This window comes from Paracraurococcus ruber, assembly GCF_004353985.1.
Classification (GTDB): Bacteria; Pseudomonadota; Alphaproteobacteria; order Acetobacterales; family Acetobacteraceae; genus Paracraurococcus; species Paracraurococcus ruber.
This window is the reverse complement of the sequence record NZ_SMOA01000190.1, coordinates 1-11,167: the sequence shown is the minus strand read 5'-3', so window position 1 is coordinate 11,167 and position 11,167 is coordinate 1. Positions and strand designations below refer to the sequence as shown.

Annotated in this window: 7 protein-coding genes; 3 read left to right on the top strand and 4 right to left on the bottom strand. The window is 73.2% G+C overall.

Features of this window, described 5'->3' with window-relative positions; genetic code table 11:
- Nucleotides 1-351 precede the first annotated feature (351 nt).
- Nucleotides 352-3,498, top strand: a complete 3,147-nt coding sequence (locus tag E2C05_RS23410; protein ID WP_133222060.1) for an efflux RND transporter permease subunit — start codon at nucleotides 352-354, stop codon at nucleotides 3,496-3,498.
- Between the two features lie 298 nt (nucleotides 3,499-3,796).
- The gene (locus E2C05_RS23405) at nucleotides 3,797-4,837 is read left to right on the top strand and encodes a Bug family tripartite tricarboxylate transporter substrate binding protein (RefSeq protein ID WP_133222059.1); all 1,041 of its coding nucleotides are present in this window, start codon (nucleotides 3,797-3,799) and stop codon (nucleotides 4,835-4,837) included.
- 193 nt (nucleotides 4,838-5,030) lie between these two features.
- Here the strand turns inward: E2C05_RS23405 and E2C05_RS23400 are convergent, their stop codons facing one another.
- Nucleotides 5,031-5,840 (bottom strand): class I SAM-dependent methyltransferase, encoded by an 810-nt coding sequence (locus tag E2C05_RS23400; RefSeq protein WP_133222058.1) that lies wholly within the window; start codon nucleotides 5,838-5,840, stop codon nucleotides 5,031-5,033.
- A gap of 235 nt (nucleotides 5,841-6,075) precedes the next feature.
- On the opposite strand from E2C05_RS23400, the gene E2C05_RS23395 reads away from it, so the two are divergent.
- A complete protein-coding gene (locus tag E2C05_RS23395) occupies nucleotides 6,076-7,500 on the top strand; it encodes an alkaline phosphatase family protein (protein ID WP_158292322.1) in 1,425 nt (474 codons plus the stop codon).
- Nucleotides 7,501-7,724: 224 nt separating this feature from the next.
- Here E2C05_RS23395 and E2C05_RS23390 read toward each other — a convergent pair whose 3' ends face one another.
- From E2C05_RS23390 to E2C05_RS23380, 3 genes are all read right to left on the bottom strand, one after another.
- Complete coding sequence (locus E2C05_RS23390) at nucleotides 7,725-8,219, bottom strand: DUF5662 family protein (RefSeq protein WP_200306328.1); 495 nt, start codon at nucleotides 8,217-8,219, stop codon at nucleotides 7,725-7,727.
- A 51-nt stretch (nucleotides 8,220-8,270) separates the two neighbouring features.
- Nucleotides 8,271-9,671 carry a carotenoid oxygenase family protein gene (locus tag E2C05_RS23385; RefSeq protein WP_133222056.1) on the bottom strand — a complete coding sequence of 467 codons (1,401 nt, stop codon included), beginning with the start codon at nucleotides 9,669-9,671 and terminating at the stop codon, nucleotides 8,271-8,273.
- 447 nt (nucleotides 9,672-10,118) lie between these two features.
- Nucleotides 10,119-11,066, bottom strand: a complete 948-nt coding sequence (locus E2C05_RS23380) for an N-carbamoyl-D-amino-acid hydrolase (protein WP_200306330.1) — start codon at nucleotides 11,064-11,066, stop codon at nucleotides 10,119-10,121.
- Between the last annotated feature and the right edge of the window lie 101 nt (nucleotides 11,067-11,167).

Sequence of the window (11,167 nt, the reverse complement as noted above, 5' to 3'; positions counted from 1 at the left end):
CGGACGGGCAGCGGCGGGCGGTGCCGGCCGTCCCGCCGCGGGCGCGGCGCGGCACCGCGGCGGCGGGATGCGGCCCGCCCCGAACTCCACGGGCCGCACCGCCGATGCCGGGGATCAGGGGCCATGGCCAAGCGGTACCATGCGCCGGCGCAGCGCGGCAGGCCGGGGCGGCGTGGCGGAACCGTAACGCCCATGCTGCACCGCATGGCGAAGCCGTAAGCGGCAACGCGGCCCGGCGGCAAGGCGCGGCATGCGAGAGAGGAAGCATCGGGCGCGCCCTGCCCGCCGCATCCCCCAGCCAGCCGCCGCCCGCGCCCATCCCCGCCCCGGGATGCGCGGCAAGGAAACCGCATGCGCTTCCTGGTCGCCTTCGCCCTGCAGAAGCGGGCCCTGGTCATCCTGCTCTTCGTCGCCTTCCTGGGCATCGGCTTCGCCGGCTTCCGGCAGCTGAACATCGAGGCCTATCCGGACCCGGTGCCGCCCACCGTCGTCGTCATCACCCAGAACCAGGGGCAGAGCGCCGAGGAGATCGAGCGCTACATCACCATCCCGATCGAGGTCGGGCTGTCCGGCATGCCGAACCTGGCCAAGGTGCGCTCCACCAGCCTGTTCGGGCTGTCCGTCGTCTCGGCCCAGTTCACCTTCGCCTACAGCTACGAGCAGTCGCTGCAGCAGGTGCTGAACCGGCTGGGGCAGATCCAGCTGCCCAGCGGGGTGCAGCCGCAGATCAGCCCCTGGTCGCCGATCGGGGAGATCCTGCGCTACCGCGTCGTCGGCCCGCCCGGCTTCTCGCTGACCGACCTGCGGGTGCTGCAGGACTGGGTGCTGCAGCGCCGCTTCAAGCGGGTGCCGGGCGTCATCGACGTCACCGCCTATGGCGGGCCGACCAAGTCCTACAACGTCGTGGTCGACCTGCCGAAGCTGACCGCCTACGGCCTGTCCCTGCCGGCGGTGGTGGACGCCATCGGCAACGGGGACGCGACGACCGGCGCCGGCATCGTCGATGTCGGCCCGCAATCCGCCGTGGTGCAGGGCGTCGGCCTGATCCGCTCCATGGACGATGTGCGCAACGTGGTGCTGGGCGCCAGCAACGGCGTGCCGGTCCTGCTGTCCGACGTGGCGCGGGTGGAGGTCGGCAACCTCCCCCGGCTCGGCATCGCCGGGCAGGAGGCGGATGACGACGTGGTCATGGGCGTGGTGCTGATGCGCCGCGGCGAGCAGACGCTGCCCACCATCCGCGCGGTGGAGCAGGAGGTGCGGGCGATCAATGGCGGCGGCGTGCTGCCGCCCGGCGTGCGCATCGTGCCGATCTACGACCGCAAGGACCTGGTGGAGGTGACGACCCACCATGTCGTGAAGAACATCATCCTCGGCATCATCCTGGTGGTGTTCATCCAGTGGCTCTTCCTCGGCGACCTGCGCGGCGCCGTCGTGGTGGGGGCCACCATCCCCTTCGCCTTCTTCACCGCCGTGCTGATCATGCTGCTGCGGGGGGAAAGCGCGAACCTGCTCTCCCTCGGCAGCCTGGATTTCGGCCTGTTGGTGGATGCGACGGTGATCCTGGTGGAGAATGTCTACCGCCACCTGCACCTGTCGCATGGCGGGCATGGCCACCGCATCGCCCATCCGGCGGCGCCGCGCGGCCTCTCGGGCGTCCCGCTCATCGTGCTGCGGGCCTCGAACGAGGTCTCGACCGCCATCTTCTTTTCGGCGCTGATCATCGTCGCGGCCTTCATCCCGCTCTTCACCATGGGCGGGATCGAGGGGCGGATCTTCGGCCCCATGGCCAAGACCTATGCCTACGCCATCGGCGGCGCGCTCTTCGCCACCTTCACCGTCGCCCCGGCGCTGGCCGGCGCCCTGTTCCGCGACGACACGAAGGAGAAGGTGATGCCGCTGGTCCGCTGGCTTGGCAGCGCCCACCTGTTCCTGCACCACCTGGCGATGCGCCGCCGGCTGGCCACCATGCTGGTCGCCGTCCTGCTGCTGGGCGGCGCGGTCTTCCAGTTCTCCCGCATGGGCGGGGAGTTCCTGCCGACGCTCGAGGAAGGGTCGATCTGGATGCGGGCGACCATGCCGGCCACCATCTCGCTCGAGGAAGGGAACCGCTACGTCAACCGCATGCGCTTGGTGCTGAAGGAGTTCCCGGAGGTGATCACCGTCACCTCCCAGCAGGGGCGGCCGGACGACGGCACCGACAGCGCCGGCTTCTTCAACGCCGAGTTCTTCGTGCCCCTGAAGCCGATGGACGAATGGACCACGGCGAAGACCAAGGATGCGCTGGTCGAGCGGATCCAGGCCCGGCTGGCCGAGGAGTTCATCGGCGTCGACTTCAACTTCTCGCAGTACATCTCGGACAACGTGCAGGAGGCATCCTCGGGCGTGAAGGGCGCCAACGCCCTGAAGGTGATCGGGCCGGAACTCGACGTGCTGGCCAGGCTGGCCGAGCAGATCCGCGCCCAGATGGCGCAGGTGGAGGGCATCGCCGACCTGGCCGCCTTCCGCACCCTGGGCCAGCCCACCGTGTCGATCCGCATCGACCGGGCGCGGGCCGCCCGCTACGGCCTGGCGGTGAACGACATCAACCAGGTGATCCAGACCGCCATCGGCGGGCAGGAGGCGGCGCGGCTGTACGAGGAAGGCGGCGACCGCAATTTCCCCATCGTGGTGCGGCTGGACGCGCCCTACCGCATCGGGCTGGATGCCATCCGCCGCATCCCCATCACCCCGCAATCCGGCGCGACGCTCGGCGATGTCGCGCGCATCCAACTCGTCTCCGGCGCCAGCTACATCTACCGGGAGGATGCGTCGCGCTACGTCCCGGTGAAGTTCAGCGTCCGCGGCCGCGACCCGCAGAGCGCGGTGGAGGAGGCGGAGGCGCGGGTGCTGCAGAACGTGGCGCTGCCGCCCGGCTACCGGCTGGAATGGGTGGGGGAGTTCCGCAACCTGCAGGACGCGATCGCCCGGCTGCAGGTGGTGGTGCCCATCGCCCTCGCGCTCATCGGCGTGCTGCTCTACGTCCAGTTCAGCAGCCTGCGCGACACGCTGCTGATCTTCGGCCTGCTGCCGCTGTCCTGCATCGGCGGCGTCACCGCGCTGGACCTGATGGGGCTGCATTTCAGCGTCCCCGCCGCCATCGGCTTCCTGGCGCTGTTCGGCATCACGGTGATGGAAGGCATCATCCTGCTGTCGCATTTCCACGGGCTGCGGGATTCCGGCATGCCCTGGCGGCAGGCGCTGGACCAGGCCGGGGTGGACCGGATGCGGCCGGTGATGATGACCTGCCTCGCGGCCATGGTCGGGCTGCTGCCGGCGGCCGTCGCCACCGGCATCGGGTCCGACCTGCAGAAGCCGCTGGCCGTGGTGGTGGTGGGCGGGACCACGCTGCTGCCGGTCTTCATCCTGGTGGTCTTCCCGGCGATGATCGACCTGTTCGGCAAGCCCGCGTCCCTGCGGCGGCCGGCGGCGCCGAGGGGGGCGACGGTCGGGGCGCGGTGACGATCGGGGAAGGGCGCCGCCTTACCCCTCCGTCGGCGGCAGTGCCGCCGACCCCGCCAAGGGCGACAGGGCCCTTGGAACCCCTGAGTCAGGCGGGGGCATGGCGATGGGTGGGGTAGGAATATTTCCTTGCGCCTGGCATCGCCGGCCTGCGATCCTGCCGGCGGCACGGGGCCGAGCCCGTTCGCCCGCTGCCCCGGCAATCCGCTCAAATCCTCAATTCCTCAAGCCCCCGGGCCGGAATGCCTAGCCCGATCAATGGCTTTCGCCGAAAAGGTCCGTTCCGGACTCAGCGGAATTGAGCGCCCGCCGCGCCCCGCCGCTTGCCCGCCCCTCCATCCTCGGCCATGACGGCTGCGCCATGACCCCGCTCTCCCGCCGCGCCGCGCTCGCCCTTGGCGCCAGCGCCCTCGCCGCCCCCGCCCTCGCGCAGGGGGACGGCTTCCCTAACCGTCCGCTGAAGATGGTCATCCCCTTCCCGCCGGGCGGCGGCAGCGACATCCTCGGCCGCCTGCTGGCGCAACGGATGGGGGAGGCGCTGGGCCAGCCCGTGGTGCCGGAGAACCGCTCCGGCGCCGGCGGCAATATCGGCACCGATGCGGTCGCGAAGGCGCCGCCGGACGGCTACACCATCGTGACGGTGTTCAACACCGTCGTCGTGAACCAGTTCGTCTACAGCAGGCTGCCCTTCGACCTGCGGCGTGACCTCGCGCCGGTGGCCAAGGTGGCGCTCGCCCCCACCGTCATCGCCGGCGGGCCGAAGCTGCAGGCGCGCGACCTGCGGGAGGTGGTGGAGATCACCCGCCGCCAGCCCGGCCTGCTGAACCACGGCACCCCGGGCCTCGGCACCATCACGCATGTGAGCGCGGAGCTGATGGACGCCATGTCGGGCGGCAAGCTCACGCATGTGCATTACCGCGGCACCGGCCCGGCCGTGACCGCGGCGGTGAGCGGGGAGGTGGAGCTGGTCTCCGCGCCCCTGTCGGCGGTGGACGAGCTGATCAAGGCCGGGCGGCTGCGGGCGCTGGGCAATCTCGCGGCACAGGCCAGCCCGCTGCTGCCCGGCGTGCCGACGGTGGCGGAGGCCGCCGGCCTGCCCGGCTATGCCGTGGACAACTGGGGCGCGGTGCTGGCCCCGGCCGGGGTGCCGGAGCCGATCCGCCGCCGGCTGGAGGACGCTGCCCGCCAGGCGGTGGACACGCCGGAAGGCCGCGCCGCGCTCGCCGCCCGCGGCATCGAGAGCAGCTTCGCCGATGGCGCGAGCCTCCTCCGCGTCATCGAGGAGGACAGCCGCCGCTGGGAGCCGGTGATCCGCAAGGCTGATATCCGGGTCGAATAGGCGCCGGCACCGGGGGCGGGCGGGATCCGGGGGGAACCCCCCGAAGCCGCCCGGCCAGGGCAGGCCGCCGGGCGCGACGGCGGCTCCCGTCGCGCGGCCGATCGGGCCGCGCCGCCGATACCGCCCGCGGCCCCGGGCGCATGCCGCCATCCGTGCCGTTGGCCGGTGCCGCTGCCGGGACATCCCGGCGTTGCTATGCCCGCGCCTCCGCCACCAGGGCCTGGATCGGCGTCTCGAGGCGCCCCTCGCCGTAGCGCGCCGCGATGGCCTGCGCCGCCGCCTCGGTCGCGCGCGCCACCGCCTCCGGCCCCAGCGCCTCCAGCTCCGCCCGCAGCGGCGAGCCCTGGCAGTAGCCGATCGCCGGGCTGCGCGCCGACTCCGCCACCCAGGTCGCCGGCACCGCCGCCACCTGCACCTCGGCGAAGCCGGCCGCCGCCAGCTCGGCCCGCAGCCGGCCCGGGTCGTGATGGCCGAAGGGCGCGCGGGCGATGAAGCCCGGCGGCCGGTCCGGGAACAGCGCCACCAGGGTGTCCTGCACCAGCGCCGCCACCGGGTTGTGCGCCAGGCTGTCCCACAGGCTCAGCAGGTAGCGCCCGCCGGGCCGCAGCACCCGCCGCGCCTCGGCATGCGCGCGCACCCGGTCCAGGTAGAACATGGCGCCGAACTGGCAGACCACGGCGTCGAAGGCCGCGTCCGGGAAGGGCAGGGCCTGCGCATCCGCCTGGCGGAAGGCCACCCGCGCCAGCGCCGGCTTGGCGGCGGCGCAGTCCAGCATGGCCTGGTTCAGGTCGGTGGCGGTGATGGCGACCGCGGCCGGCAGCACCTGCGCCAGCGCGGCGGTGGCGAGGCCGGTGCCGGCCGCCACTTCCAGCACCGCCCCCGTGCGGAGGCCGGCGAGCCGCGCCGCGACCTCCGCCGCATGCGGCCCGAACATGCCGGCGCCCAGGTGACGGTCATAGAGCTGCGGGATCGAGCCGGCGAAGGCGGTGTCGCTGCCCGTCATGGCGGAACTCCTTCCTCTCTGCGGCGGGCCCGGCGCCCCGCTTAGGTGAAGCTTCGGCGACACCGATCGTTGCAGCCATTGGCCGCGATCGCGGCCGCGCGCATGGTGGGGCGCCAGAGCAGATCCCGCTCAGGTGGAAGCGCCTGACCGGGTGACGATGCTCGTCGATTCAAATGACCGGAACGGTTGCCGTGAGCCATGGCCAACGGCAACCGCTCCAGGGAAGGGGGCGCCGATGACTCGCTGCATCATGGTCGCGCTGGATGGGCTGCGGCCGGACATGGTCTCCCCGGCGCTGACGCCGCATCTCGCGGCGCTGGCCGCCGCCGGCACGCGCTTCGCCCATGCCCGCAGCGTCTTCCCGTCGGAGACGCGGGTGGCGACGCCCTCCCTCGTCACCGGCTGCCGGCCGGGCGGGCATGGCATGGTGGCGAACACGGTCTTCGATGCGTCGGTGGCGCCGGACCGGCTGCTGCGCACCAAGCTGGTCGCCGATGTGCAGGCCATGGCACAGGGCGGCGAGAGCCCGCTGCAGCGCCCGACCCTGGCCGAGCGCCTGGCGCCGCAGGGCCGCAGCTTCGCCCTGGTCAGCAGCGGCACGCATGGCGCGGCCACGCTGCTGCATCCGGCGGCGGAACGGCTCGGCCAGTTCCGCTGGAATGTCGAGGATGCCGGAGGCGCCACCGCGGACATGGTGCGGGCGAAGCTGGGCCCGACGCCGCCGGCCGGCGTGCCGAACACCGCGCGGGTGGAATTCGCCGGGCGCGTGCTGCTCGACCATGTCCTGCCCAGGCTGCGGCCGGATGTCGCGCTGCTCTGGCTGTCGGAGCCCGACATCGCCTTCCACTATCTCGGCCTGGGGCATGCGCAGACCCTGGCGGCGCTGCGCGCGGCGGATGCGGTGCTGGGCCGCGTGGTGGCCTGGCGGGATGCGCAGCCGGATGCGCGCGACATCGGCATCGTCGTGCTGTCCGACCACGGCCATGTCACCGGCTACGGCAAGCGCAGCCTGCGGGAGGAGCTTTGCCGCGCCGGCTTCCGCGCCGGGGAGGGGATGGGGCCGGAGACCGACATCGTGGTGGCGCCGGCCGCCGCGCCCGGCCTCTGGCTGCGCGACCTTTCGCTGGCGGGGCAGGTGGCGGACTGGCTGGCGGCGCAGGGCTGGGCCGGGCCGCTGCTGGCGCGCGACCCGGCGTTCCTGCCGGAAGGCCGCGCCCTGCCGCTGGCGCTGCTGGGCAGCGCGCATGTCCGCAGCGCCGACCTGGTGGTGACCTTCGCGGGCTCGGAAGGCCCCGATGGATGGGGCCTGCCCGGCACCGCGCCCTTCGATGCGCCCGACGTGCCGGAGGGCGGCGGGATGCATGGCGGGCTGCACCGGGCGGAGCTGGCGACGGTGCTGGTGATGCAGGGCGGCCCGTTCCGCGCCGGCGCGGTGGCGCAGGAACCCGCCGACCTGACCGACATCGTGCCGACCGTGATGCACGCGCTGGGCTTGCCGGCCGAGGGGATGGAAGGCCGCGCGCTGCGCGCCGCCTTCGAGGCCGCGGCCGATGCGCCGCCGCTGCGGGAAATGGTGGACCTGCCCGGCGGCTTCGTACTGGAGGCGATGCGCGCCGCGCCGGGCGGGCGCTTCTACCCGACCGCGCTGCGCCGCGGCTGATCCCGCCGGTGGCGCCGTCGCGGGAGGGGCCTTGCCCCTCCCGCGACGGCGCCACCGCGGATCGTGCCGACCCCCCGACCCCCGTCTGGGCTTATCGCCGGGTCGAGGACCCCCCCTGGGGGTCCTCGACCCGGCGATGATTCGAGGGATCCAAGGGCCCTTCGGCCCCTGGCGGGTGGGGTTCGGGGAGGGACAGGGGAACCCCATGACGATGGGAAGCATCGTCATGGGGTTCCCGGCAGCGCCCTCCCCGATGTGCCAGGCCAGCGTGCCAGCGTATTCGCCAGGATCGAGGCCAGCTGCGGCTCGATCCCGTGCCGCTCGACATTGATGTCCAGCCGCACGCCATCCGCCGGGTGGCGCTCCGCCGCGGCGATCCAGTCGCAGAGCATCTCCACCAGGTCGAACAGGTCCATCCCGGCGATGCCCCGGTTGCCGTAATGCTCGGGGTGGTGGCTGTTGTTCGCGTGGTGCAGGGCGACCAGCCCGGCCTCCGCCGCTTCCAGCGCCCGGTATTCGGCGGACCCGTAGGACAGGCCGCGCAGCAGCGGCAGCACCCGGTCGAAGCCGGATTTCTCCGGCTCGACCAGCTTGCTCGCGTCATGCGCGGCGCCGCGCGCCAGCATCACGGCGATGAACGCACCGATGACGTCGCGCACGCGGTGGATATGCGCCAGCGTCTCGGCGCGGCTGTCATGGGCGGGCGGGGTGTGGGTCATGGCGGTCCTCCACGCGGCGGCCGGCCATGGTGCCACGGGCCCGGCGTCGCTTCACGCCGCCGCAGGCACCCAGGCGCCGTGGAAGCCGTGCGGGATGCGCTCCGGCAGGCGCACGGTGGCGACCGGCCCGGCCGGCACGTCCTGCGTGTCCAGCACAAGCAATTCGCTGCAACCTTCGGCGGCGCGCCAGGCCACGGTGAGCAGCCAGCCATCCCCCTCCGGCGCCTCGGCGCCGCGCGGGACGAAGACCGCTTCCGACAAGGCGTCGCCGGGCGGCACGGCGAAGCGGGCGCGGCCGCCGCTTGCCAGGTCGCACCACACCACGGTGTCCAGCATGGGCAGGCCATCGCCCGCATGGCCCCGGCCCATGAAGACGCCGTGCCGGTTCGGCAGGCCGCTGCGCCGCTCGTCGCAGCGGGGGAATTCGCCGGACATCTCGTCCAGCCTCTCGCGCCGGAAGGCGTCGGTGCCGGCGGCGGGGTCGAGTGTCCAGCGGGTCAGCCTGCCCTCCGTCGCCTCCCGCGGGCTGGGCGAGCCATCGGCGCGGGGAAACAGCGGCGGCGCGGCGAATTCCATCACATCCGCCAGCACGCGGCCCCCGGCATCCTCCCAGGCATTCAGCACATGGAAGGCGTAGCAGGCCTCGGCGCGGAACCAGCGGAGCGAGGCGATGCCCGCATCCCGCCGCAGCAGCCCGACCTGGCCGCCGAGATCGGGCTCCCACGCGAAGACCGGGCCGCCGCGCATGGCGCGGCCGAGGCTGCCGGTCAGCGGCATCAGCGGGAACAGCACATGGTTCGCGGTGACGGCGAAGTCGTGCACCATGGCGCAATAGTCGACCGGGAAACGCTCGTCCCGCGTCACCTCCCCGGTCCTGGAGAGGGTGCCCCAGCGCATCGCCGGGCTCAGCGGCCCGCCGGCGGAATAGCCGAAGAAGACCAACTCGCCGGTGACGGGATCGGTCTTCGGATGCGCGGTGAAGGGGCCTGTGAGGCTGCCGAAGCGCTCCACCCCCAGCGTCTCCAGCGTCGCGGGGTCGAGCGACCAGGGCAGATGCGCTTCCTCCAGCGCCAGCAGCCGGCCGGCATGCCAGGCGAAGGCGGTGTTGGCGACGCCGGTATCGGGGATGCCCAGGGCGCGGCCGCCGCCGAAGCCGCTGGCCAGCGCCCGGCCGGCGGCATGTTCCGCCTGCCACTTGTCGGTGCGGACCCAGCGGTTGCGCCAGCCTACCTTGCCGTCGCGCAGGGTGAAGGCATGCACCATGCCGTCGCCGAGGAACCAGTGGTGATGCGCCGGGTCGGCCGGCGGGAATTGCGGGTTGGGACCGTTGCGGAACAGCGTGCCGCGCAGCCCGTCCGGGATGCGGCCCCGCACGGGCAGGTCGGCCACGTCGTTCTCGGTGCCGATCGGGGCGAAATTGCCCTGCGCGAAGAAAGCCTGTCCATCTTCCATGCGTCTGGCTCCGATGCGTCGCTTCGGCAGATCGGGTCCCGCGATGCGGCGGCAAGCCCGCGCCCGGGGAGATGACCGCTCGTCGCATCCGCCGGAAGGCCGGGCGGCGGCCCGGCGGGTGGATCGCCACGGCGGCTTCGCTGCGCCCGATGCTGCCCGCTGCGTGGATTGCACCATGCCGTGCCCAGGTTCCCTCACGCGGCACGCCACGGCAATCGCCCGCGTCACCTCCCCGCATGTCCGGACGAGCCCATCGGCACAGGCCCCCGCCGTGGCGTGGCGCGGGGGGCGTGGCGCGGAGGCCGGCATGGTCGGGCAGGATCTCGACGCCGTCAGCGATCGGCTCGACCGCGATGCGATCGGCCTCGACGGGCTCGGGCCGGTGCGCGACCGCCATCGGCCCGGGGACTCACCCCGGGCCGGCCGGCAGGCGCGGCCCCGCCGCGCTCATCCGGGCGGCGTGGCGCCGACCTGGCCGGTGATGGGGCCGTACCATTGCGGCCGGCGATGCGCCGCGAAGTCGAACATCTTCTCCTTGCCCTGGCGGCAGGCGTCGAGATCGACATCGGCCAGGATCACCTCGTCGCCCAGCGTCGTCGCCTGCGCCACCACGATCCCGTTCGGGTCGACGATGCAGGACCCGCCGATCAGGCCGGCGCCATCCTCCACCCCCGCCTTCGCCACCGCCACCGCCCAGGTGGCGTTCATGTAGGCATTCGCCTGCGCCGCCAGGGTGGAGTGGAACGTGCGGCGCTCGGCGCTCTCGCCCTCGCCGCCATTCGGGTCGTAGGCGGCGGAGTTGTAGCCGACCATCACCAGCTCCACCCCCTGCAGGCCGAGCACGCGCCAGCCTTCCGGCCAGCGGCGGTCGTTGCAGATCAGCATGCCCAGCACCGGCGCGCCCCAGCCCGCCGGCCCGCGCACCGCCGGGAAGCCCATGTCGCCATACTCGAAATACATCTTCTCAAGCTGCTGGTAGCGCTGGCCGTCCTTGACCCGGTCGCTGCCGGGCAGATGGATCTTGCGGTACTTGAACAGGATGGTCCCGTCCGGCGCGACCGTGACGGCGCTGTTGAAGCGCTGGCCGTCCGGCGTCAGCTCGGCATAGCCGACATAGAACCCGACGCCGAGCGCGCGCGCCCGGTCGAACAGCGGCTGCACGGCCGGGTTGGGCATCGCCGTCTCGAAGCAGCCCAGCAGCTCCGGCGCGTCGCGGTCCATCGGCCAGCGCGGGAAGAAGGTGGTGAAGGCCAGCTCGGGGAAGACCACCAGCTTCGCGCCCTGCGCCGCCGCCCGTTCCAGCAGCGCGACCATGCGGCCGAGGATGGCGGCGCGGCTGTCGCCGCGCTGGTTCGGGCCCATCTGGGCGCCGGCGAGGCGGAGGAGGCGGGGCATGGCGGCGGGCTCCGGACAGGGTGCGCGCAGCAATGCCCCGCCCCGGCGCGGGTGCCAAGCCGGGGCGCCGCGGCGGCGGCCGCGCCCGGCCGCCGGCATCC